The sequence below is a fragment of the Acinetobacter sp. GQ146 genome, from assembly GCF_059758585.1.
On record NZ_JCAXDV010000007.1, the window covers coordinates 139321 to 163500 of the forward strand.

The following is a 24180-nucleotide window of genomic DNA, read 5'->3' on the forward strand; positions in this document are numbered from 1 at the left end:
ACTTAGAATTCCGACCTTCAAAATCAGGTTTTATAACAGTCATTTAAAGCAACTTTATATATAGCTTAGTTTAACGATATCAGGCATAATGCCCTACAACGTAGCGGTGCCAGATGCTTGAGAAGTTTTTTTGCGTAAAAAATCAAAATTCTCAAACATGCGGCACTTTAATCGCTATCCCATATTATATAGGGAATGGGACTCTTCACCGAGGTTGTAAAATGAGACAAACGATTTTAGCTGTATTGTCTTTATCAACGATTGCTGCACTCTTAACTGGGTGTGGTGGTGATATGGTACTTCTAAACTCTAAAGGTCCAGTTGCACAAGGTCAAAGTGACTTGATGATGACTGCGATCTATTTAATGTTATTGGTCGTTATTCCTTCGATCTTAATGGCATTATGGTTTGGTTGGAAATATCGCTCGTCGAATAAAGATGCAGACTATAAACCTACATGGGCACATTCAACTGCAATTGAAATTGTAGTATGGGGTGTTCCTGTTATTATTATTGGTATTCTAGCTTGGTTAACTTGGTGGGGTTCACACAAGTATGACCCGTACCGCCCAATCGAATCTGATAAAGCACCTGTAACTGTTCAAGTTATTGCTGAACAATTCAAATGGATCTTTATTTATCCAGAGCAAAACATTGCGACTGTTAACGAAATTCGCTTCCCAGAGAAAACTCCGGTGAACTTGCGTTTAACGTCTAACTTCACAATGAACTCGTTCTTCATTCCTGCACTTTCTGGCCAGATTTATACCATGGCTGGTATGCAAACTCACCTGCACTTATTAGCAGATGAAACTAGCCCAGCCGAAGGCTACCGCGGTTTCTCTTCTAACTATTCAGGTTATGGCTTCTCGCAAATGCGTTTCCGTGCGCACTCTGTGACTGAAGCTCAGTTTGCTGACTGGGTAGCAGCTGTGAAAGCAGGCAACGGTACTTCTATTAACCCTGAAGCAATTCAAAAAGGTATTTTAGACCAAGCTGAATTTGCAACCTTGCGTGATGGCAACCGTTCGCATCATCAGATCGAAGTTCTTATCGCTAAAGCGACAACTCCAGAAGAAAAGGCTGCTGCTGAAGCTATGAAGCCTTATCCAACTAAGCCACATCCAGTGACTTACTACTCTTCTGTAGAGAAAGGCTTATTTGAATCAGTGATCAACAAATACATGAGTAACTATCACGGTGCTGATCATTCAGCTACTGCGGGTGCTCACGGGGCTGCTGCTGACGCACATGCCGCAGTTGAAACTGCTTCATCGGCTGTAGGGGAATAAGACATGAGCTTCTTAGGTAAGTTAGGTCCAGACTCGATTCCACACGATCCTATCGTGTTGGTAACGGTCGCACTAATGATTTTAGGCGGTATCGTTGCTGTAGCAGGTATCACCTACTTCAAAAAATGGGGCTACCTGTGGAACGAATGGTTCACATCGGTAGACCATAAAAAAATTGGTATCATGTACATCTTGGTATCTGTAGTCATGTTACTTCGTGGCTTCGCAGATGCGATCATGATGCGTTTACAACTTTTCCTCGCTCGTGGTGGCGGTGAAGGTTATTTACACCCAGAACACTATGACCAGATCTTCACCGCACACGGTGTAATCATGATCTTCTTCGTAGCGATGGGTCTTGTTGTAGGCTTAATGAACATCTCTGTACCTTTACAGATTGGTGCTCGTGACGTTGCCTTCCCATTATTAAACTCACTCAGTTTCTGGTTATTTGCTGGTGCTGCAGGCTTAATGATGGTTTCACTTGCTTTAGGTGAATTCGCTGCTACAGGTTGGATGGCTTACCCTCCTCTTTCTGGCATTGAATACTCTCCTGGTGTTGGTGTTGACTACTATATCTGGGCACTTCAGGTTTCAGGTCTTGGTACGCTTTTAACGGGTGTTAACTTCTTTGTTACCATCATCAAAATGCGTGCGCCTGGCATGAAACTTATGGATATGCCAATTTTCACTTGGACTGCACTTTGTACAGCGGTTCTGATTATTGCTGCGTTCCCAGTGTTAACAGCTACAATTGCAATGTTGTCGCTAGATCGTTACTTCGGTTTCCACTTCTTTACCAATGAGCTTGGCGGTAGCCCAATGCTTTACGTAAACTTGATTTGGACTTGGGGTCACCCAGAAGTATATATCTTGGTATTACCAGCATTTGGTATTTACTCAGAAGTTGTATCAACTTTTGCTCGCAAAACGTTGTTCGGCTACAAATCAATGGTGTATGCAACAGTCGCAATCACAGTATTGTCATTCGTTGTATGGCTTCACCACTTCTTTACCATGGGTGCAGGTGCCAACGTTAACGCGTTCTTCGGTATCATGACTATGGTTATTGCGATCCCGACTGGTGTGAAAATCTTCTCTTGGTTATTCACCATGTACAAAGGTCGCATTACGTACACGACTCCAATGCTATGGACACTTGGCTTCCTTGTGACTTTCGGTATCGGTGGTTTGACTGGTGTATTAATGGCGGTTCCACCTGCGGACTTCCTTGTACACAACTCTTTATTCCTTATCGCTCACTTCCATAACGTAATTATTGGTGGTGTAGTATTCGCAATGTTTGCGGGTATCATTTTCTACTGGCCAAAAATGTTTGGCTGGAAGCTAAATGAAGCTTGGGGTAAAGCAGCATTCTGGTTCTGGTTCTTCGGTTTCTACTTTGCATTCATGCCGCTTTATATCCTTGGTTTCATGGGTATGACTCGTCGTTTGAATACATATGACAACCCAGAATGGGATCCGTACATCACAATCGCATTGTTTGGTGCTGTATTAATCGCAATTGGTATTGCATGTTTCTTAATGCAAATCATCGTTGGTTTCTTACAACGTCATGACAACATGGACCTTACAGGCGATCCATGGGATGGTCGTGTACTTGAATGGTCTACGTCTTCACCTGCTCCGTTCTATAACTTTGCTCACCTTCCAAAAATCAGCGGTATCGATACTTTCTGGAATGACAAAGAGAATGGTGTTGCTTATGCACGTCCAACGTCTTATGAAGATATTCATATGCCGACAAACCGTGCTGCTGGCTTTGTAATCGCAATGTTCATCACTGTTATGGGCTTCGGTTTAATCTGGCACATTTGGTGGTTAGTTGTCGTAAGCTTTGTTGCTGCAATCATCAGCTTCATCGTAAGCTCTTTCACTAAGGAAGTTGATTACTATGTTCCAGCTGCTGAAGTTGAGCGCATTGAAAACGAACGCTATGCGATTCTTGAAAAACACTTGAAGAAGGACTAGGACAATGGCTGAAGTACTTCATCACGATAACCACGGACACGATGAACATCATCATCACGATGATACAGACATCACTGTCTTTGGTTTCTGGTCATACTTGATGAGTGACTTGATCCTATTCGGTACACTCTTCATTGCTTTCGTTGTATTAAGTGGTCACGTTCCACCAGGTACGCCAAGTGCAAAAGATCTTTTCAGTGAGTCTTTAGGTTTCGTATTAACAGAAACTTTTGCTCTCTTGATTTCTTCTGTGACTTTTGGTTTTGCTGTTCTTGCATCATACAAAAAGAATGTTAGCCAAGTATTATTTTGGTTAGCTATTACTTGGGTATTTGGTGCTGCCTTCATTGGCATGGAACTGTACGAGTTTAATCACCTTGTACACGCTGGTCATGGTCCAAGCACAAGTGCGTTCTTATCTGCGTTCTTTACTTTAGTTGGTACGCACGGTATTCACGTAACTTCAGGTTTGGTATGGATGATCGTGTTAATGGTTCAAATCAAGAAAAATGGTTTGACATTACCGAATACACGTCGTCTTGCTTGCTTGAGCTTGTTCTGGCACTTCCTTGACATCGTTTGGATCTGTGTATTCAGCGTAGTTTATTTGGCGGGAGTTCTCTAATGGGTCATGATAATCATGCTTCTGATGCAGCTCACGGTACCGTGAAGCAATATACCATCGGTTTTATTGTTTCTGTGTTATTAACCATTGTTCCATTCTATATGGCAATGAACCCAGAAAACTTTGGCCGTGGTGCAACGCTTGCAGTAATTGGTATTACTGCTGTTGCTCAGGTTCTTGTACAGTTGATTTTCTTCTTGCACATGAACTCTTCTGCAGAGCAACGTTGGAACGTAATTGCATTCATTTATACAATTCTTACAATTGCCGTTCTTTTGATCGGTTCTGTATGGGTTATGAATTACCTTCACTTCAACATGATGCTCTAAACTGGTTGTCATGTTGAAAAAGTATTTATTCCTGACTAAGCCAGGAATTCTCTTTGGTAACTTCGTTACCACTTTGGGCGGCTTCTTCTTAGCCGCCCAAGGTTCTGTAGATTTCCTTTTACTTCTGATTACGCTTCTGGCTACAACTTTGGTTGTTGCATCAGGATGTGTAGTTAACAATGTCATCGATCAAGACATTGACCAGAAGATGCAACGTACGCAAAACCGTGCACTTGTTAAAAAAACCATTAGTCCAACTGTTGCACTTCTCTTTGCAACTGTCTTGGGTCTTTTAGGTTTTGGCATGCTGTGGTTCTTTGTGAATGCTTATGCTTTTGGTTTCGCTGTTCTTGGTTTTGTTGTTTATGTCGGGTTTTATAGTCTTTGGAGCAAACGTACCACCATTCACCAAACGGTGATTGGCAGTATCTCAGGTGCTAGTCCTCCTGTGATTGGGTATACCGCTGTTTCGAATGAATTTGATGTCGCTGCCTTGCTGATTTTTTTAGCATATGCACTATGGCAAATGCCTCATTCTTGGGGAATTGCAATTTATCGTTTCGATGACTATAAAAATGCAGGTATTCCTATTTTACCGGTTGCACGTTCAATTTTACGTACCAAGGTCGAAAGCCTCATTTACGTACTATTATTTGCAGCAGTATTAAATGGTTTATATTGCTTTGGTTATACAAACTTATTCTTCTTAGTCACTTTTAATGCTTTATGTGCTTATTGGGTGTATTTATCCATTATTGGTTTTAAAGCTGAAAATGACCAAGTTTGGGCAAAACGCTATTTCTTATATTCAGTGATTCTGATTACTGCTTTGAGTTTTAGTTTTAGTTTTAGCTATGTAAGCCCTGCCCCACATTTACCCCTGTTTTAAAAGATAGAGACCTCCTCTCTATCTTTTAAAGCTGGTCTACTTTCCATACAAAGTAAGTAACTTTCCGTAAGTTCATATCTATTCCCCATCTTATCAAATCCACATATTTTCTTATCTCTAAGCATAAATTCGATATTGCTTGAATTTTGTTGCTAAACCCTCTAAAATTCACACCTCGCATCTAATGCGACACAACCTTGGTTGTGACTCCTTGCTTCTAGCAATTACGTTAGGGGCTGTATAATCCGTAAGGAGCTGACAATGCGTCACTACGAAATCGTACTTCTGGTACACCCAGATCAAAGCGATCAAGTTGTGGGTATGGTAGAACGTTACCTCACTCACATCAAAGAAGCTGAAGGTCAAATCCACCGTCTTGAAGACTGGGGTCGTCGTCAATTGGCTTACCCAATCAACAAGATCCACAAAGCTCACTACATTCTTATGAATGTTGAGTGTGGTCAAACTACTCTTGATGAGTTAGAAGAATTGTTCCGTTACAACGACGCGATCCTTCGTAACTTAATCATCCGTCGTGAAAACGCAATCACTGAAGAGTCTTTATTGGCTAAGAGTGCTGAAGAAAAGCGTGCGCGTAAAGCTCAACGTGAAGAAGCACAACTTGCTGCTCAAGACTCTGCTGAAGCATAAGGAGAACATCAATGGCACGTTTTTACCGTCGTCGCAAGTTCTGCCGCTTTACAGCTGAGAACGTTACGTACATCGACTACAAAGATATCGACACTTTAAAACAGTACATCACTGAAAACGGCAAGATTGTTCCTAGCCGTATTACAGGTACTAAAGCTCGTTACCAACGTCAATTAGCGCTTGCTATTAAACAAGCTCGCTACTTGTCTTTGATCCCTTACACTGACAATCATAAGTGAGGTTGAGCTGTGGATATTATCTTATTACAACGCATTAAAAACCTTGGTAAATTAGGCGACAAAGTATCAGTTAAAGCTGGTTACGGTCGTAACTTCTTGATCCCTCAAGGTAAAGCTGTAGCTGCAACTGAAGCAAACACTGCTGCTTTTGAAGCTCGTCGTGCTGAACTTGAGAAACAAGAAGCTGAAGTATTAGGCGCTGCTACTGCTCGTGCTGACCAATTGAACGAAGTTAACATCGTGATCACTGCTAAAGCTGGTGACGAAGGTAAACTTTTCGGTTCTATCGGTACTCGTGACATCGCTGATGCTTTAACTAATGCTGGTCTTGTTGTTGACCGTGCAGAAGTTCGTTTACCGAACGGTGCACTTCGTCACACTGGCGAATTCAACATCGCAATCCAATTGCATCATGATGTTGTTGCTGAAGTTCTCGTTACTATCGTATCTGAGTAATTTCTTGCAAGAAAAAGGGCATGCTCACGCATGCTCTTTTTTTATGACTAAAAAATATAAATTGATTAAGTATCAATCATTAACGTTATAATGATTTGTCTTAGACTCATGATGCTAAAAAAATCGTTTAATTGCTTGAACACTCGCCCTGTTTTTAGGACCCTTCGGCTTTGATCGTCTCTACCTTAGAAAAAAAGCTAGTTTTTTCAACTGTTTACTCTTAGTGGCTTAGACATTTGGTGATTCATTGATTCAGCCCTACTTCTCATAGAGGCTTTACTTTATTCTTTAGGTAAAAATGTTGGCTTTATTAAAGATGCAAAGAAAAATAATCTTCGCTATGGGCTTTCTGCTTAGCGTTTAAAAAATGGTAAATTCGTAACAGACGGGTTCGTAAAGTCTTAAGCATTGTTCTAGGTTCTATTCAGCATAAGCTACACACAATCTGATGCAATAGCAGCAATACTATCGATTATGCGATTGCATCACCTCTACAATTTTCCAGAATTAAATTATCCAGAACGGCTTCATTTGGATTAAGATAGTCAACCGGTTATGTTTTATCTTTTTATTAGGTCTTGTTATGTCACAGGCGAATGCCAATTTTACAAAAAATTCTCCCAATACAGAGAGTAAAGTGAGTGACTCAGGTCAGCTAAAAGAATTTCGTACACCACCGCATAATTTAGCACTGGAACAGGCCGTGCTTGCTGCACTGATGACTGTTGCTGAATCATTTGAACAAGTCAGTGATGTACTAAATGAACAAGATTTTTATGCAACTCGGCATAAATATATTTACCGTGCCATTGAGAAACTGGCACAAGATAACTCACCCTATGATGCAGTCTTGGTGAATGACTGGTTAATTAAGCAAAATCTACTCGAAGCAATTGGTGGCGAAGAATATTTAATGCAGCTGATGGCTGATTCCCCTTCGAGTTTCTATAACCTAGAAACTTATGCCAATAAAATTAAGGAGTTTTCTACCTTACGAAATATGATTAAAGTCAGTTCGGAAATTCTCCAGAATGCCTATGACACCAAAGGGCGGAGTGTCAGTGAAATTTTGGATTTAGCCGAGACCAATATTTTCTCGATTGCCGAGCAGCACAATAACAATAAGAAAAATGCTGGCCCGAAAGCCATTAATACCGTTGTGGCAGATGTATTTGATAAATTAAACGAGCTTTCGCAACTGGATGGCAATATTACCGGTTTAACCACGGGTTTTGTCGAGTTAGATAATAAAACCTCTGGGATGCAAGCAGGCGATATGATTATTGTTGCAGCGCGTCCGTCCATGGGGAAAACCACCTTCGCAATGAACTTGGTTGAAAGTGTGCTGTTTAATTGTGATTTGCCCGCACTGGTGTTCTCTATGGAAATGCCCGCTGACTCGATTGCGATGCGTTTAATTTCTGCCTACGGCAAAGTGCATCAAGGCCATTTACGTTCAGGTAAATTGGATGGGGATGAATGGTCAAAAGTCACAGGTACGATTTTACAGCTACAAGAAAAACATCTGTATATTGATGACTCTTCTGCCCTGCCGCCAACTGAATTACGTGCTCGTGCCCGTCGTATTGCCAAACAGCATGGGGGTAAACTGGGCTGTATCATGGTCGACTACTTACAGTTAATGAAAGTCCCTGGCATGGGCGATAACCGTGTTGGTGAAATTGGTGAAATTTCCCGTAGCTTAAAAGCATTGGCCAAAGAAATGCAGTGTCCCGTCATTGCCTTATCACAGCTCAACCGTTCTCTAGAGAACCGTCCGAATAAACGTCCTGTAATGTCTGACTTGCGTGAATCGGGTGCCATCGAGCAGGATGCCGACTTAATTATGTTTATTTACCGGGATGAGGTTTATAACAAAGAGTCGAAAGAAGCTGGTACTGCCGAAATTATTATTGGTAAGCAACGTAACGGACCAATTGGTACTGTACGACTGGCTTTTGAAGGTCAATATACCCGTTTTAGTAATTTGTCTCCTGAATACTACAGTCAATACGATGACGAAGAATAAAAAACGGGCTTGATGCCCGTTTTTTATTTGTGTGCTTGGGGTTATCTGCCGTTATACAGTTGACCCTTTGGCCTGTTTAAACCTTAGGCTTAATCGAACAAATCCTAGGAATAATCTTTTTAAATAGAATAAAGCCATGAAATTAGATGAGTATTTGAATTTTATCGGTCTACAATAATTGACACATTTTGTGAATGTGCTGCTTAAGCATCTTCACATCACCTCTCTTTCATTCTATGACATGAAATAAAGCAATCGTTTTAATCTTGCCATTCTCTGTTCCCAAAGGAGTCATTCGGGTGCGCCAAGCAACAGTTTATATTGATCAATCAGCACTTCAATATAATTTAAACCGTGTCAAACAACTTGCCCCTACGGCAAAAGTCGTCAGTATGGTCAAAGCCAATGCTTATGGACACGGCATCAAAGACTGTCTCGCAGCCTTAAATGAGAGCGATGCTTTTGGTGTCGCCTGCCTACAAGAAGCACTGGAAATTCGTGCCTTAGGCTATCAGCAGCCGATTACCCTAATTGAAGGTATTTTTTCTGCGGATGAAATGCAGGCGGTCATTGAACATCAACTCGAATGTATTGTTCATCATCAACAGCAAGTCGACTGGTTACTCGAGCACAAAACTCAATACAATGCATTAGGCTTAAAAGTTTGGGTTAAACTCAACAGCGGCATGAACCGCTTAGGCTTTAAAGTCAATGAAATTATTGATGTAATTCAAAAGCTTAAATCTGAAGGTTTTACCTGCGTGCTGTCTATGCATTTTGCCAATGCCGATGCAGACCATCCGTTAAATGATCAACAAATCGCACAGTTTTTACACGTGAAAGAAAGCTGTACGCCTATTTTGGCATCGTGCTGTAATTCTGCTGCGATTTATCGTTGGCCTGAATTACATTTTGACTATGTCCGCCCTGGTATTATGTTATATGGGGCAAGCCCTTTTGCAGACCGAACTGTTCATGACTTAGCGCTGCAACCTGTCATGACCTTCAGTGCTGAAATTATTGCGCTCAATCAGATTCGACAAGGGGAGCACGTGGGCTATGGCTCAACATTTACCGCCCAGCACGACATGGAATTAGCCATTGTTTCGATTGGTTATGGGGATGGCTATCCACGTGCCTATATCCAACAAAACTACGTAGCAATTCATGATCATACCGTGCCTGTTGTGGGACGTGTCGCGATGGATATGATTGCGATTGATGTCACCCAGTTAAACTGTAGCATTGGCACTCGCGTAGAACTTTGGGGTAAACAGCGTTTGGTTGATGATGTCGCAGCAGCGAATGGAACTATCGGCTATGAATTGTTATGCCGTTTAAGTCAGCGTCCAACACGTAAATTAGTTTAAACGCCTAAATTTTAGATGACGACTTAAGTAAAATATTGAGTCGTCTTCTGAATATCAATGATTCAATCAAACTCAACGGATTGCTCTGGAATACGATACAACAGTTGCAAAAATTGTTTTAATGTCTCTGGCTCTAGCTTTTCTGGTGCAAACTGAGCCAACCCCAGTTGCGCAAAAAACTGGTGTATGTCCGAATGTCGTCCGATATATTTCATACTCCAATCCTGAAAATGCACTTCCGCAGAGACATGCTGTTGAAACAAGATGCTGACCGCAGCATGGCGCGGATCTCTTTTGATTTTCTCTAACAAGTTGGTTACTACTGCTTGATCGCCTTCTAGACATTGGAAAAAATGACCATCGGCATAGCACAGTACCCCATTTACTTGTTGCCTGACATTAAAGTCTCTGGCTTCAGACAAAATATCGCGGAGGTCTTGTAAGAGCAGATTGGCATCTGATGTAGAGCGACTGGCATAACAAATTTGATAAATCACCACTACCCCCATTATTTTATTATTCTGATTATGCATGCATAAAAAGAATAGCGCGAATTTTCGCGCTATTGATAAAATTTATACCTAAATTTTACTTAAAATAATCTTCAGAAGGTTTTGGCAATGCCTGTAAACCGCTACGGAGTGTATCAGACCATTGTTTACTAATGCTTTGGAAATAAGGATCTTCTTCCGTGATTCGCTTCCCTGCGGGGATGCTTAAACTATCTTTATGATAGATTAACGCATCGAGTGGCATGCCCACTGATACATTGGAACGTAAGGTCGAATCAAAAGAAATTAAGCTACAACGCAAGGCTTCACTCAGTGGCATATCATAAGTCAGTGCGCGATCTAAAATCGGTTTACCATACTTGCTTTCTCCGATTTGGAAATACGGCGTATCGCTGGTGGCACAAATGAAATTGCCTTGCGGGTAAATATTGTAGAGCTGCATTTCAGCTGCACCAATTTGCCCCCCTACCAACAGACTACAGTAATAATTGCTCTGTTCCTGCGTATTTTCGGTCACATCCGAAATGACTTTCTGCAAAGTATGTCCAACCAATTCGGCAACTTCAAACATCGAGTCTACACTGAGCAGATTCGGTTCACGTTTTAAATCAATCTGATTCTGCAGGTAGCCAATTACCGCTTGTGTTGTGGCTAAATTCCCCGATGTTTGAATGGTAATAAAACGTTCGCCTTCAATCCCGAAAGTATAGAGTTTTCGAAATACCGAAATATGGTCCACGCCCGCATTGGTACGCGTGTCACTAATAAAGACGAGTCCATCCTTTAATCGTAGCGCACAACAATAAGTCATCTTTTCCCCTTAAAGCTTACATTAACATGCAAGCACCTGAACAATAGAGTGCATCGATTCAATACCCCCTTTTTCGCGCACTCCACGAATTGGGGCAACATCCCAGTAATCACGACCCACCGCGACATAGACATGTGCATTGGGGCTATAAATCTGATTGCTAATATCGAAACAATACCACGTGTTTTCTAGATATACCTCAGCCCAAGCGTGACTGGCAAGGTGTGATGTATTTGGCACAAATAAATAACCTGAAACATAGCGTGCTGGCAAGCCTAAAGCCTTACACATCGCAATAAATACATGACTATGATCCTGACAAACCCCTTGACGATCTTGAAATGCATCGATGGCTGAGGTCCGTACTGAGGTGAGATTGGGTAGATACGGAATATAGTCTAAGATCGCTTCGGAGAGTCTGACTAAATTGCTATGGGTCAACTCGGGTACAAAACGATGCGCAAACTCCTTCATTTCTGCATTGCATAAGGTGGTGGGCGTCGGTTGTAAGAACAAATTGGGGTTGAGATGATCGGTCAATGACAGCGCAAAGGGCTTTTCACTCAGTTCGACAATGCCTTGCGCCATGATGGTCATTTGCGCATAGGCATTGCGCTGAGTACTGGTAATCCAGACATTGTGAAAAGCATCCTGCTTAATACAACGTTCACCCGGCACGCTAACATCCCAATAATGGACTTTTTGGTGCAGATTATTCAGCGGTGTCATTTTAATATACTGAATGCTATTGCAAGCTTGCTCAGTATATTGGTAATGCGTCTGGTGGTTAATCATGAGTTTCATGCATTCACCTCAAACATGAACTGAATTTGATCACTAAAGTGGTAAAAATTCATTTGATCGGGCTGTTGTTTCAGCTGCTGCCAAGCGTCATCAATACTTTCCCAGCCCATGTCCTGCAAAATCTGCATGAGTCCGGTAATTTGCGCTAAAGTCTGTGCATGATCGTGCTTTAAACGGAGCTGAGCATCTAATTGTTCTATACACTGTCCTAAGGAATAAAATAAAAAGATATCTTCAGGCTCCGATTCCAGCACTTCACAACAATCTGCAATCACATCACAAATACAGGTCGAATTTTCACAGCCATTACGAATAAATTGATTTAATTCGGCATAGGTTTTTGCAGAAAACACTCCTCTTAATTCCTGAATATTATCTTTTGCATATTGGAACTGCTGAATAAATGAATAAGGCTGCTCTGGGTCCAAAATCAGTTCATTTAGAGAACTGGCATCAAAAGCAGGCAAACAAAAGGCATGGGCATAGGTCAGTGCTTTTTGATCGTCTGTAAATGGAAACTGTTGGCATAAATATTCAATACGCGTTAAATAACGACCTAACCAAAAAATTTGTTGTGCATTGCTGTTTAATAAAATCATGTAATCGCTCCTTATTTCTTTTCAGTACTGTTCTTATGAATGAAGATGATCGACTACCCATGTATCTTTAATTCCGCCACCTTGAGAAGAATTGACAACCAAAGAGCCCTCTTGCATGGCCATGCGGGTTAAGCCACCTGGCACAATTTCGGTACGGTAAGGGGAACTTAATACGAATGGACGCAAATCAATATGGCGTTCTGAAAGCCCAGTACCTGTGAGCATCGGACATACCGACAAATCCAAGGTGGGTTGAGCAATATATAAATGTGGCGTGGCCAAGATTTTGTCTTTGAATGTTGCAATTTGCTGTGCAGAAGCATGTGGACCAATCAACATCCCATATCCCCCTGAACCTTGCGCCTCTTTCACCACGAGCTGAGATAAATGATCCAGCACATATTCAAGTGCTTGAGGTTCGCGGCACTGGTACGTTGGAACATTTTTAAGTACAGGTTGTTCTGCCAAATAGAATTGAATCATTTTATCTACATAAGGATAAATCGATTTATCGTCGGCAACCCCTGTACCTGGGGCATTGGCAATCACGACATTTTTTTGTAGATAGGCAGACATGAGTCCTGCCACACCAAGGCTGCTGTTGGGCATAAAACACAAAGGATCTAAATAATCATCATCAATACGACGATAAATTACATCAACCCGTTGTTTACCCCGCACAGTTTTGACAAAAACCTGATCATTTTCGACGTAAAGGTCACGCGATGTTACTAAAGGTACACCCATCTCTCTTGCCAAGAAGGCATGTTCATAAAATGCACTGTTAAAGCGACCCGGGGTTAAAATCACAATAAATGGATGATCACAGAAGGCATTCTCTGCCAAAATTTCTTTCAATAATAATGGGTAATGTTCAATGCCTTGTAAGTTATTTTGCTGACACAGTTCAGGCATTAATTCTTGACTAATTTTCCGGCTTTCCAACATATAAGACACACCCGATGGGGTCCGTAAATTGTCTTCGAGCACATAAAACTCGCCATGTCGGTCACGTACAATATCAATACCGCTAATTTGGCTATAAATTTTTCCTTTTAAACTGTGATGACACATGTGCGGTTGGTAAGCTTCGTGTTTAAGTACTTGCAACTCAGGCACAATGCCAGATTTTAAAATATCTTGCTGATGGTAAATGTCGTGTAAGAATAAATTCAGGGCTTTAACCCGCTGCGCACAGCCAAGTGATATTTTATTCCATTGCTTTCTGGCAATGACTCTGGGAATCAGGTCATACGGAATTGTGCGTTCTGTTCCCTCTGCTTCGCCATAGACCGTAAATGTAATGCCTTCATATAAGAAATGCTCTTTAGCGCGTTGATTTAATGCTTGTAATTCATCCAGACTATATTGAGATAACCATTGCTCAATTTTGGCACAGGCAGTTTCAGAAACTGTCGAATCATCGAGCATTTCATTAAAGAAAACTGACTCAGTTCGCTCAAAAAGCAGCTGTGTATTCTCCTGCGGGCTTGCTGTAACCTCCACTTTTGTCGTCAATTGCTTATTATTCACTTCAAGTGAAAAACCGTTGGTATCTACAATCTCTTTTTCTTTAAGCATATGACCCTCTTTATAGTTATCACCAAGCATATTTTTATCTAGCAATAAGGATGCCATTCCTTGCATCGCTTATGCTGTGTCGCTATTTATTCATGTATTTGTGTTGTACTCAATGTCATTTCTGCTTGATCTTCTGTTTAAATAGATTGGACTTTCTTTGCCCTATTGTTTGAGAAATGCTTGCCAATCTGGCTGGGTTTTTTTATTGTGTTGGACACTGTCTTGTAAATTCCAACTTATCTATTTTTATCTGAATTATGTCTGCACAAGAAAAAGAAACATCGAATAGTCTTTATCGACAATGGCAAATCCTGTCTCGCCTTTCTACGGGCAAATGGATGGGCACGCGAGAATTACAAGAGCTCTTACAACGGGAAGGCATTGATATCAGTTTGCGTACCATTCAGCGTGATTTGAATCAAATTTCTCAGCGATTTCCCATCGAAAGTAACAAGACCGTACCGCAAGGCTGGCGTTGGCGTTCTGATGCACCAATTCAAAGTTTACCGCATATGACCAGCTCACAAGCGGTTACGTTTATGATGGTAGAGGAACATTTGAAGCATCTTCTTCCACCCAGTTTACTTGAGGAAATGAATCCGTGGTTTGATCTGGCACGTCGCAGTTTATCGACTCAAAATAATGTGCGCCAATGGATTAATCGGGTACGGATTGTCCCTGCCAATCAGCCTTTAATTCCACCTGTGGTTGATCGTGCAGCGCAACAAGCCATTTATGAAGGCTTATTACAAGACAAACAGTTGGAGTGTGTGTATCAGAAACGTCCGCAGGCGGAAGAAAGCATTTATACATTAAACCCGCTGGCATTGGTGCAAAAGGGTGCAACGATTTACCTGATTTGCACCCGACACGATAAAACTGATATCCAAACCTTTGCGCTGCACCGTTTTAAGTCAGCCAAAGTGCTCGACTCACGTGCACTCCATCCGGTGAATTTCGATATTGATGCATATATTGATTCGGGCGCACTCGGTTTTCGGGTCGACTACAACCGACCGACCGATAATGTTGCATTAAAGCTCACCATTCCTGAATGTGAAGCACATTATTTTGAAGAAAGTCAGCTGAGTAAAGACCAAGTCGTGACCCCTTTGGCAGACAATCTTGTGCAAATTTCGGCAACCGTACCCTTTACCTCGCAACTTACGTGGTGGTTACGTAGCTTTGGCAATAAAATCCAGAAAATCGAACCCGAAGAAGTGGAACGCGCGGTACAGCAACGTGACTAAGCTTTATTGCTTTATCCAAACATAAAAAAAGTCCCAACACTTGGGACTTGATAAATTTATTCTGTTTATCTGTTCTAATTTATAATCTAGCGAGTGAATTGGATTAGACGCTATGCTTTTTTCGCTCCCCATCGCATATTGTCTAAATGAATTGCTTGGTACGCTGCACATGGGAGGGATCAGCAAGCGAGTTCTCCTCGGTTATAACGGATCGATTTAATGGTCATTGTTCAATACTCCAAGTGTGTTTAAGTTCATTCAATATACTGAATCTTTTTCGTCACCTGAAATAAGCAATTATGCCGATCTAAGCATATTTTCTGCTTAAATGAATTTCTGCAAAGCACTTTAAGTCTGCTGAGAGATTGCCTCTAAGAGTCCATGCTGCATGGCTGCCTTGATTTAAAAATAAGAATTTTGTTGTTTTTCAATCCAAAGCTGCAAGCCTTGAAAAGACTTAAACTCATCCACGGCTCTGACGCTACAGTTCGGTTGTCGTTCCAATAACATTTTACTTAATGCCGTTCCCGGGCCTATTTCCAATACGACATCTGGCTGATTTTCTTGGATGGCCGTTAAACACGAATCCCAGTCTATAGCATGATTCATTTGCTCAATCAGGGCATCGACTGCTTCACGCGATTTAAAGTATTTTTGCCCACCTGAACCACTAATGATAGGGATATGCAAACGATTGAAGCTCTGTTGATGTAAAACCTGCTGATATGGTGCTACAGCAGCATTCATTAAAACAGTATGCGAAGGAATGGTGACATTCAGGCGCTTCATAGAGCGAGTCCCCAACTGTTCAAGCTGTTGTGCCAGTTGTTTTAGATTTGCATCATTACCACCGATAATAAAGCTGCTATCACTGATTTTTATAGATAATTCGGTCGCTGTGCTGTGTAAAAGTGGTTCCAGCGTTTTCCAGTTGATTCCCTGAATAGCCATGAGACCACTCGGGATTTTTGCTGCTGCCGACATCAACAGCGCGCGCTGCTGTGCCAAAGATAAACCTTGCGCCAAACTAATTTCAGTTGAACAAATGAGTGCGCTCAACTCCCCCAATGAATAACCTGAAAAACTCATGATTTCATCCAGCATGGGCTTTAACTTTTGCCAACGACACCACTGTAAGGCAAAAATAAAGGGTTGTGCGAAGTCATTGGGATATAAGTCGGCTTCGGTTAAATCAGGATCAAATAATTTCGGTAAATGCTGCTGCAGTTGCTGCGTGACATTTAATTCTGCCGCCATGTCCAATAATTGCTGGACATGCGATAAATTCTGCAAGCCCTGTCCACTAAATATGATTGCGAAATTCATGTTCCACCTTCTGCAAAAACAAGGTCACACCGAGTAAGTCAGCACTCCCCCCCGGGCTAAGACGGTGTTGCACAAAATAATCTTCAATTTTCTGCACATCTTCAATCCAGTTTGTTTGCAATACCCCACCTCGTGCCAGAAATTGTTTTGCCATATCTTGCACAATATATAAAGCGGATAAACCGCCACGCCAAACAATATTGGTATCTTGCAAATGGGCCATCAAAGCAAACAAGGTTTGAATAGAGGCTTTGTTTTGATCGGCTGTTTTTTCATAAATGGTTAAATAATGTGGAAGTGCAACATCCATAACGGTTTTGAAGCCTGAAGCAACTTCTTCAATGGCGCCTGTAATACCATATTGACTGCGCATACGCTGCCCATGACTATTTGGATTACGTTCTAAATGATGCAGTAACTCATCTTGCCATGTTTTTTTGAGCATCTTACTGACGGCATCGGCATGAATTGGCAAATCAGCCGCCAAACATTTACCCACTGCGGCACTGGCAAAACCTAAATTAAAAATTGCGCCTTTGTGGGTATTGATCCGATTTGTGGCGAGCATCATCTTCTGCTCAGCCTGAATACCGCATTGTCGAATACTGTCAAAACTGACTTCATGATAGCCATTTAAACATTGTTCTTGAAAATAATGAGTGAGTGACTGGATGCTGCGCTCAAACAAGCTAAAATCCATATCTTGATGGCTACCCTGTGACGTTGGGCAAACTAAACCGGGTTTATGTGCCAAACTGACTTCTTCATACAGTGCAGTCCGCGCAAGCAGATCTAATCGCTTCGCATACTGCGAAATATCGAATAATAAATGGTCATGCTTCTGTACAATTTGCATCTTCTAGATTCCATTCTAAGAGTTGTTTTAATTTCAGCATGTCCACACGCTGAATCCCCTTAGCAATAATGCTCTGCTGAACATCAGGGTAAATCATCAGCAATTCATTAAATGACACATGCCATTCAGGATGGATTTGAATTTCTCCATCTAAAGGAATTTGGCTCAAAAGCCGCGTCTTCTGTATAAGCTGTAAAATGTCGGCAAGTCGTGAATGATCCTGTGGATATAAAACCAAGTCCAAATCAGAACTCGCACGAATATAAGTTTCTTTGGTCAGATATTGGTAAGCATAAGAACCATAGACATAGACTTCACAGTTCAGTGCTAATAAAGCTTCTGCAAAACTGCTTAGTGCCGCATCTTGGATTAAATGAGCAGCTTCTTTAAGCAAGGTGTGTAAGCTCAGTGGTCGTGTGATTAACTGAATTTCATCAGCATCGACTAAACAAGCCACACGATATTTTTGCCCTTCGATTAAGCAATTGATCGCTAACTTAACTTGATCTGCATCGATATGCTCCTGCCGACAAATGGTCATAGGCACATGCTGTTGCAGTAATTGATACACTTTTTGTCTAGGAGGTTCAGGTAAGGAACTATCCAAAAACTGTAAGACTGCTTCGGGATGCAGATAAGCTAAGTCATGACGATCCATATGCTTCCTCCTTAACTGTGTGCAACTTTCTCAATCACTTGATTACATAACTGACGACCTTGGCGTTGCTGGCCGACAACACGGCGTTGGTCTGTCATGTAACTTTCGAGATGCTGTTGCTGATTTAAAAGGGCTCGGCTAATCCAGTCAGACTCTAAATCTGGCCAAATAGCATTGATGGCACCCATTTTGTAGAAATTTTCTACACCCGGAGCAAAGATGGCTGAACTTTGCGACAGGTCTTTCAATTTCTCGACTGGAATTTTAGTTACCCGTGCCATCGCATTCAGATCCATGACTTTCACTTGTGAATCACTGAGTGCATAAACTTCATTGGCCATGAGTCCATAAGACAGGAATCCGCCACTCACGGCTTGACCAAAGATGATGGCTAAATTGGCATGGCCACTACGACGCAATAAATCGACACAAGAGGCCAAATGGGCAAAGGTTCGGTTTAAGCACAGCAGTTCATCGGCACGGGAAAGGTCTTGTCCTTGAGTATCAACAATAAATACCACAGGGGTTTTCTGCTGTTGCTGAATCAATTTCAGAATTTCACCTGCAAGTTCAATCGCAATTTCCTGATTGATAGGGGCTGCATTGACCGTACCCAATATGCGCACTGGACCTGCTTCAGTTTCAGCATTGCCTTTAATCACATAACCCTTAATTTGGTAGTCCAATTGCTTGGGAAATAATTGTTTTAAAAGTAATTCTGTATTCATGAGCTTATCCTTGCTTTAACAACGTGACTTCATGCGCAGAGAGCATTGGGATTTGTTCTGGCTGAGCGATGCCCATTTCATGCCAAATTTGCAAGCCATCATTTTTGCCAAACCAGCGCTGCTGTTGCTGTTCCAGTTGTTGTTGCTGTTGTAGCAATTGCTGCAAATCTAGACTTGGCGCGGCTTGATGCAATTGTGCTGCAATCGCATCACGAATATCGGCCACGTCATCTTCAACCAAGACTTGCACATGATTGAGCAAGTAACGATGCTTGCCACCAGTCACACGCCACACTAAAGCACGGTCTTTCGAGTCAAACTCCTCGACACCTTTGACTGTTTCAATCACTTCTGGACCTGATAAGGCCAAACGCCCCTCTTCCGTCATAATAATGGTACTGCTTAAGCAAGCACTGATGCCCATACCACCGAAAGCACCACAAGTACCCCCAATGACGGTAATAATTGGAATACCTGCATGTCGTACTTGCAACATGGCACGCATAATTTCTGAAATGGCGATGAGACCTGCATTGGCTTCATGTAAGCGCACACCACCAGAATCCACAAAAAACACCACGGCATGTGATTGATCCTGAATCGCCTTATGCAACAACCCAACAATCTTTGCCCCGTGAATTTCGCCTACAGAACCGCCCATGAATTGTCCCTCTTGGGCAATGATATGAATTGGCGTTTGACCGATAGATGCTGTACCAATAATCACACCATCATCGAAACTGCCCGGAATATCCAAAGCGGCTAGATGTGGACTGGCTTCGATTTCTGTCGGCTTAAGGATTTCTTTAAAGCTGTGCTCATCCACCACGGCTTGAATACGCGCACGTGCAGTTTTTTCATAAAAACTGTTTTTCAACATCACTAAATCCATGCTTTATTCCCCCTTAAACATAGAGACGGCTTGGCTTAGGCGTAAATTCACCACCGCTGGGGTCGCGCCCATATCATTTAACTGAAACTTCAACCCCGCCACAGCATGACGTTGTGCAAATTCATTCAAGACCGATTGCCATACGTGTTGGAAACCCACTGCTGAGGTCGTGACTTCCACTTGGCACACATTGGCTTGATCATGTTGAGACACCAGCACTTCTAAATTTCCAGAACCGACCACACCGCAAATGACCGGGGCTTTTTCAAGTGTCAAAGGTGCAGACTGTATTTCAAATTTTAACTTTTCCATGTAAATCACCAATTTCTGAAGCGACTTGGAGGACTGTATAAACCGCCCGACCATTTAACTAAATCTTTGACCGATTTTGCTGCGAGCAAATCACGGCTGACCTGTGTCGGGTCAATCCCTAAATCTTCTGGGCGTTGAATAATGCCGCGTTGGCGTAATTCTTCGACCTTGTCAGCATCACGCTTCATACCCACTGGGGTATAACCTGCGACACCACGAATGGCTTGTTCACGTTCTTCTGCTGTACGGCAGAGCAGTAAATTGGCAATCCCTTCTTCCGTGACAATATGCGTGACATCTTCACCATAGATCATGATTGGCGGCAGATCACTTTCCATTTTGTCTTGAAGTTGCCATGCATCTAGCTCTTCAACAAATACAGGATGCATATGCTCACGGTAGGTTTCGACGGTTTGCACCACCAACTTACGCCCTTTAATCAGCTTGCCATCGGTCGCTTCACGACCTGCCTTGGTATAGGCATAACTGGCATGACGACGACCATGCGGATCGGAACCCATATTTGGCGCACCACCAAAACCAGAGATACGATCGACCGTAGCCGTTGAACTGTTGCCTTGTAAATCAATCTGTAACGTCGAACCAATGAACAAGTCACAGGCATATAGACCCGCAGTTTGGCTAAAGGCACGGTTGGAACGCATGCTGCCATCACTACCGGTAAAGAATATATCTGGACGTTCTTTAATATAGTCTTCCATACCAACTTCTGAGCCGAAGCTATGTACAGAATCGACAAAGCCACTTTCAATTGCAGGAATCAGGGTTGGGTGCGGATTCAATGCCCAGTTGGTACAAATCTGCCCCTTTAGCCCTAAAGATTCGCCATAGGTTGGTAATAACAATTCAATCGCGGCTGTATCAAAACCAATCCCGTGATTCAAGCGCTTAATTTGATACGGCGCATAGATCCCTTTAATGACCATCATCGCCATTAAAATTTGCACTTCAGTAATTTGTGCAGGATCACGGGTAAACAGCGGTTCTATATAGTTGTGCTTGGGACTTTCGATATAGAAGTCGACCCAATCCGCAGGCACATCGACACGTGGTAACTTATCGACAATTTCATTGACCTGTGCAATGACAATCCCACTCTTGAATGCAGTCGCTTCAACAATTGCAGGGGTATCTTCCGTATTCGCACCGGTATAAAGGTTACCTTCACGGTCTGCTGCATGCGCAGTAATCAAGCAAACATTTGGGGTCAGATCGATAAAGTAACGACCATACAACTCTAAATAGGTATGAATTGAACCAATACTGATTTTTTGCTGCTGAACCAACTGTGCTAAGCGCAAACTTTGTGGGCCTGCAAAAGAAAAATCGACTTTAGAGGCAATGCCCTTTTCAAATACATCAATATGGCTTGGCAAAGCCAAAACCGATTGCACGATGTGTAAGTCATTCACCTGATCTGGATTACATTGACTTAAGCATTTTGAAAGGAAATCCGCTTGTTTCTGGTTATTCCCTTCTAAACAAACTCGGTCACCACTGGCAATCACCGTTTCTAAAAGTTCAATTACACGCGCATGTTCAACTTGTTTGCTAAAACCTTTTTGTTGTGCAAGATCTAGCTTCGCTTGTCTGCGTGTGCGCTGCTTATCCCATAAGCGCTTCTTAACCATTTGGTTCATGTTGACACCTTTATGCTTTGATTAACCGAAAATGGCATTGATCGTAAGGAAAAACACCGATGGAGCGAGCAAACACCCCAAACCTGTATAGAATGTTGCAACTAAGGCACCATAAGGCACTAGGCGTACATCTGTACCCGCTAAACCTGCTGCTGTACCACTGGTTGTGCCCGCCAAACCACCAAATACCATGGCAGAACGCGGACTTTTTAAATACATGAATTTTGCGAATATTGGTGTGCCAACCATAAAGAACACTGATTTGATAAGACCAATTGCAATTGATAAAGCAATCACTTCTGAGCTTGCACCCACCGCTGTGCCAGTTACCGGACCTACGATATAAGTCATTGCACCAGCTCCAATTGTGGTCATAGATGCTGGATCTTTATAGCCCATGAACCAAGCCACCATGGCACCAATCACAAAGGGAATCACACAACCCAACATCAATGCGATCATGCCGACTTTGCCCGCTTTCTTCACTTCTTTAACATCAACTTCAAATGCGGTAGATGCAATCGCCAAGTCACGCAACATGGCGCCACCAAGCAAGGCAAATCCACCAAAAATTGCGATGTCTGAAATACCTTTTTCGCCTTGGGTATACACCCCTGCAAAGTACGCCAACACCAAGCCCATCGTAATGGCAATAGCTGAACTTTGAAGTTTGCCTTTGGTGAAATATTTAGAAAGGAGATGCGAGACATACATCATCAACCCTGTTACCGCCAACGCTGTAACCAGCGCGTTTTTCGTCAATACTGTGACTATTTCTTCCATTACGTTTCTTCCTTGTAACCCGACCAACCGTTTTTATTCTTTATCCATGCCTGACTGGCTGTTAGACCGCTTTTTCTGCTGTTTCAGTTGGCCATTCATAGGTTGCATAATCACCGCTAGATTTGTTTAACCAGCGAATGACTAAAACCGTACCAATGAGTGAAGCGACAGAGACAATCAGTCCCAACATACCGCCAGATAAAGCAGCAACCACGTTCTGTCCTGCGGACATGGCAACCACAATCGGAATGTACATACCTGACCAATACAACACACCAAACTGAGTGACTTGTGGCAGGTGTCCACGTTTTGCTAATAGCTCCTTAGAAATAATCAATAAAATCATGGCAATGGCTACACCACCGACATTGGCTTTAACGCCGAGTGCCATACCTAGAATATTGCCTAGATAAACACCGAGTAGATGGCAGACTGCCAGTATGGCTGTTCCGTAGATAATCATCGCTGAATCCTCCCTGGATCATGCTGTGCTTCTAATAATCTGACTTATAATTTGCTATAGTTATAGCTTATATGTATTCAGTGTACAATATTTTGTACTCAAATAAACATAAATTGTATACAATTTTTTTTGGTGATGTATGACTTCAATTGCGGAACTACCTTTATCCCTACAAATTAGTAAAAAACTAGAGGACGATATTATCTATGGTTTCTTCTTGCCAGGAACCAAACTGGATGAACAGGAGTTATGTGATCGTTATGGCGCTTCACGTACCCCAATTCGTGAGGCACTCAAGCTATTGGCCGCAGAAGGTTTAGTCGAAATTCGCCCGCGTCGTGGGGCGATTATTCCAACCATTAACCCACTGACGTTATGTGAAATGTTTGAAGTGATGGCTGAATTAGAAGCTATGTGTGGCAGACTGGCCGCTCGACGTATTCAGCTGGAAGAAAAACAAGAATTACAGCGTTTACATCAACTGTGTCAGGATTATTTAAATCAAAATGACTCAGAAAATTACTACGAAGCGAATCGTTTATTTCACTTCGCGATCTATCACGCCAGTCATAATACTTTTTTAATTGAGCAAGCCTGCACCTTGCATAAACGCCTGCATCCATATCGTCGTTTGCAACTTCGCGTGAATAACCGTATGAACAATTCTTTTTCAGAGCATAATGCGATTTTAGAAGCCATTTTTGCTGGCGATGAACAGCAAGCAGAAGCCCTACTCAAAGCACATGTGGTGATTCAAGGGCAGAAATTTACCGACTTTATTTCCACTATTGAAAACCTTCAGCCTAAATCTTGATGGATTTGAGCACTCGGGCATCTTCGGATGTCCTAGGGCTGCCTTTATCTGAAGTATTCTCAGGGTTCGTATTGAAATGTTTGAATTTCCGTATGATTTTTTGGTCTTTTAAGCTAGCTGGCAGCCACACCCTAATGCTGCCCCGTTTATACATCTGCTGTAATCTGTACTATGCATTTATAACCGATTGAAACTTTACAGCGAACAAGGCAGCTCGCCATAAAAAAGTTGACCAAAGCCTTGAAAGTAGAAGAAAAG

Annotated in this window: 26 protein-coding genes and 1 pseudogene; 13 read left to right on the forward strand and 14 right to left on the reverse strand. The window is 42.2% G+C overall.

Annotated elements, in window-relative coordinates; genetic code table 11:
- Positions 1 to 221 precede the first annotated feature (221 nt).
- The 11 genes and pseudogenes from cyoA to alr all read left to right on the forward strand — a co-directional run bounded on the left by cyoA (position 222) and on the right by alr (position 9872).
- Positions 222 to 1292 carry a ubiquinol oxidase subunit II gene (cyoA, locus tag AC6CHI_RS12330; protein ID WP_498121583.1) on the forward strand — a complete coding sequence of 357 codons (1071 nt, stop codon included), beginning with the start codon at positions 222 to 224 and terminating at the stop codon, positions 1290 to 1292.
- Positions 1293 to 1295: 3 nt separating this feature from the next.
- Positions 1296 to 3284: a cytochrome o ubiquinol oxidase subunit I gene (gene cyoB / locus AC6CHI_RS12335; protein WP_458892814.1), complete on the forward strand. Its 1989-nt coding sequence runs from the start codon at positions 1296 to 1298 to the stop codon at positions 3282 to 3284.
- 4 nt (positions 3285 to 3288) lie between these two features.
- The gene (gene cyoC, locus AC6CHI_RS12340; RefSeq protein WP_458892815.1) at positions 3289 to 3909 is read left to right on the forward strand and encodes a cytochrome o ubiquinol oxidase subunit III; all 621 of its coding nucleotides are present in this window, start codon (positions 3289 to 3291) and stop codon (positions 3907 to 3909) included.
- Positions 3909 to 4238 (forward strand): cytochrome o ubiquinol oxidase subunit IV, encoded by a 330-nt coding sequence (gene cyoD, locus AC6CHI_RS12345; protein WP_100241763.1) that lies wholly within the window; start codon positions 3909 to 3911, stop codon positions 4236 to 4238. Before cyoC ends, cyoD begins: the two co-directional genes overlap by 1 nt.
- Before the next feature lie 10 nt (positions 4239 to 4248).
- Positions 4249 to 5127 (forward strand): heme o synthase, encoded by an 879-nt coding sequence (cyoE, locus tag AC6CHI_RS12350; protein ID WP_498121586.1) that lies wholly within the window; start codon positions 4249 to 4251, stop codon positions 5125 to 5127.
- Positions 5128 to 5388: 261 nt separating this feature from the next.
- On the forward strand, positions 5389 to 5778 hold the full coding sequence (gene rpsF / locus AC6CHI_RS12355; RefSeq protein ID WP_116759542.1) for a 30S ribosomal protein S6: 390 nt from the start codon (positions 5389 to 5391) through the stop codon (positions 5776 to 5778).
- 11 nt (positions 5779 to 5789) lie between these two features.
- Positions 5790 to 6017, forward strand: a complete 228-nt coding sequence (gene rpsR / locus AC6CHI_RS12360; protein ID WP_004278792.1) for a 30S ribosomal protein S18 — start codon at positions 5790 to 5792, stop codon at positions 6015 to 6017.
- A gap of 9 nt (positions 6018 to 6026) precedes the next feature.
- The gene (gene rplI, locus AC6CHI_RS12365; RefSeq protein ID WP_016166409.1) at positions 6027 to 6473 is read left to right on the forward strand and encodes a 50S ribosomal protein L9; all 447 of its coding nucleotides are present in this window, start codon (positions 6027 to 6029) and stop codon (positions 6471 to 6473) included.
- A gap of 148 nt (positions 6474 to 6621) precedes the next feature.
- A pseudogene (locus tag AC6CHI_RS12370) lies at positions 6622 to 6830 on the forward strand (hypothetical protein).
- Between the two features lie 226 nt (positions 6831 to 7056).
- Positions 7057 to 8502, forward strand: a complete 1446-nt coding sequence (gene dnaB / locus AC6CHI_RS12375) for a replicative DNA helicase (protein WP_458892818.1) — start codon at positions 7057 to 7059, stop codon at positions 8500 to 8502.
- A gap of 299 nt (positions 8503 to 8801) precedes the next feature.
- Complete coding sequence (alr, locus tag AC6CHI_RS12380) at positions 8802 to 9872, forward strand: alanine racemase (protein WP_498121589.1); 1071 nt, start codon at positions 8802 to 8804, stop codon at positions 9870 to 9872.
- A gap of 62 nt (positions 9873 to 9934) precedes the next feature.
- Here alr and AC6CHI_RS12385 read toward each other — a convergent pair whose 3' ends face one another.
- The 5 genes from AC6CHI_RS12385 to AC6CHI_RS12405 all read right to left on the reverse strand — a co-directional run bounded on the left by AC6CHI_RS12385 (position 9935) and on the right by AC6CHI_RS12405 (position 14179).
- Positions 9935 to 10369 carry a BLUF domain-containing protein gene (locus tag AC6CHI_RS12385; protein ID WP_498121591.1) on the reverse strand — a complete coding sequence of 145 codons (435 nt, stop codon included), beginning with the start codon at positions 10367 to 10369 and terminating at the stop codon, positions 9935 to 9937.
- 91 nt (positions 10370 to 10460) lie between these two features.
- Positions 10461 to 11195, reverse strand: coding sequence for a proteasome-type protease (locus AC6CHI_RS12390; protein WP_498121592.1), 735 nt, complete (start codon positions 11193 to 11195; stop codon positions 10461 to 10463).
- Between the two features lie 21 nt (positions 11196 to 11216).
- The gene (locus AC6CHI_RS12395) at positions 11217 to 11999 is read right to left on the reverse strand and encodes a transglutaminase family protein (RefSeq protein ID WP_498121594.1); all 783 of its coding nucleotides are present in this window, start codon (positions 11997 to 11999) and stop codon (positions 11217 to 11219) included.
- Positions 11996 to 12598, reverse strand: a complete 603-nt coding sequence (locus AC6CHI_RS12400; protein WP_458892823.1) for an alpha-E domain-containing protein — start codon at positions 12596 to 12598, stop codon at positions 11996 to 11998. The genes AC6CHI_RS12395 and AC6CHI_RS12400 overlap by 4 nt, the downstream gene beginning before the upstream one ends.
- A gap of 33 nt (positions 12599 to 12631) precedes the next feature.
- Entirely contained in the window at positions 12632 to 14179 is a 1548-nt protein-coding gene (locus tag AC6CHI_RS12405; protein ID WP_458892824.1) for a circularly permuted type 2 ATP-grasp protein, read from the reverse strand.
- 257 nt (positions 14180 to 14436) lie between these two features.
- Here AC6CHI_RS12405 and AC6CHI_RS12410 point away from each other — a divergent pair, with 257 nt between their 5' ends.
- Positions 14437 to 15429: a helix-turn-helix transcriptional regulator gene (locus AC6CHI_RS12410; protein WP_458892825.1), complete on the forward strand. Its 993-nt coding sequence runs from the start codon at positions 14437 to 14439 to the stop codon at positions 15427 to 15429.
- Positions 15430 to 15831: 402 nt separating this feature from the next.
- On the opposite strand, the gene AC6CHI_RS12415 is transcribed toward AC6CHI_RS12410, so the two are convergent.
- The 9 genes from AC6CHI_RS12415 to madL form a co-directional block, all read right to left on the reverse strand.
- On the reverse strand, positions 15832 to 16755 hold the full coding sequence (locus AC6CHI_RS12415) for an acyltransferase domain-containing protein (protein WP_498121596.1): 924 nt from the start codon (positions 16753 to 16755) through the stop codon (positions 15832 to 15834).
- On the reverse strand, positions 16733 to 17611 hold the full coding sequence (mdcB, locus tag AC6CHI_RS12420; RefSeq protein ID WP_498121597.1) for a triphosphoribosyl-dephospho-CoA synthase MdcB: 879 nt from the start codon (positions 17609 to 17611) through the stop codon (positions 16733 to 16735). The genes AC6CHI_RS12415 and mdcB overlap by 23 nt, the downstream gene beginning before the upstream one ends.
- Positions 17589 to 18269 carry a malonate decarboxylase holo-[acyl-carrier-protein] synthase gene (gene mdcG / locus AC6CHI_RS12425; protein WP_498121599.1) on the reverse strand — a complete coding sequence of 227 codons (681 nt, stop codon included), beginning with the start codon at positions 18267 to 18269 and terminating at the stop codon, positions 17589 to 17591. Before mdcG ends, mdcB begins: the two co-directional genes overlap by 23 nt.
- Before the next feature lie 11 nt (positions 18270 to 18280).
- A complete protein-coding gene (gene mdcE / locus AC6CHI_RS12430; protein ID WP_498121600.1) occupies positions 18281 to 18997 on the reverse strand; it encodes a biotin-independent malonate decarboxylase subunit gamma in 717 nt (238 codons plus the stop codon).
- 4 nt (positions 18998 to 19001) lie between these two features.
- Positions 19002 to 19889 (reverse strand): biotin-independent malonate decarboxylase subunit beta, encoded by an 888-nt coding sequence (locus AC6CHI_RS12435; protein ID WP_498121601.1) that lies wholly within the window; start codon positions 19887 to 19889, stop codon positions 19002 to 19004.
- A gap of 3 nt (positions 19890 to 19892) precedes the next feature.
- Positions 19893 to 20201, reverse strand: a complete 309-nt coding sequence (mdcC, locus tag AC6CHI_RS12440; RefSeq protein WP_458892831.1) for a malonate decarboxylase acyl carrier protein — start codon at positions 20199 to 20201, stop codon at positions 19893 to 19895.
- 5 nt (positions 20202 to 20206) lie between these two features.
- A complete protein-coding gene (mdcA, locus tag AC6CHI_RS12445; RefSeq protein ID WP_498121603.1) occupies positions 20207 to 21862 on the reverse strand; it encodes a malonate decarboxylase subunit alpha in 1656 nt (551 codons plus the stop codon).
- A 21-nt stretch (positions 21863 to 21883) separates the two neighbouring features.
- On the reverse strand, positions 21884 to 22645 hold the full coding sequence (gene madM / locus AC6CHI_RS12450; RefSeq protein ID WP_458892833.1) for a malonate transporter subunit MadM: 762 nt from the start codon (positions 22643 to 22645) through the stop codon (positions 21884 to 21886).
- 61 nt (positions 22646 to 22706) lie between these two features.
- Positions 22707 to 23108 carry a malonate transporter subunit MadL gene (gene madL, locus AC6CHI_RS12455; RefSeq protein WP_458892834.1) on the reverse strand — a complete coding sequence of 134 codons (402 nt, stop codon included), beginning with the start codon at positions 23106 to 23108 and terminating at the stop codon, positions 22707 to 22709.
- Between the two features lie 139 nt (positions 23109 to 23247).
- On the opposite strand from madL, the gene AC6CHI_RS12460 reads away from it, so the two are divergent.
- Positions 23248 to 23922: a GntR family transcriptional regulator gene (locus AC6CHI_RS12460; RefSeq protein ID WP_498121604.1), complete on the forward strand. Its 675-nt coding sequence runs from the start codon at positions 23248 to 23250 to the stop codon at positions 23920 to 23922.
- The last annotated feature ends 258 nt before the right edge of the window (positions 23923 to 24180 follow it).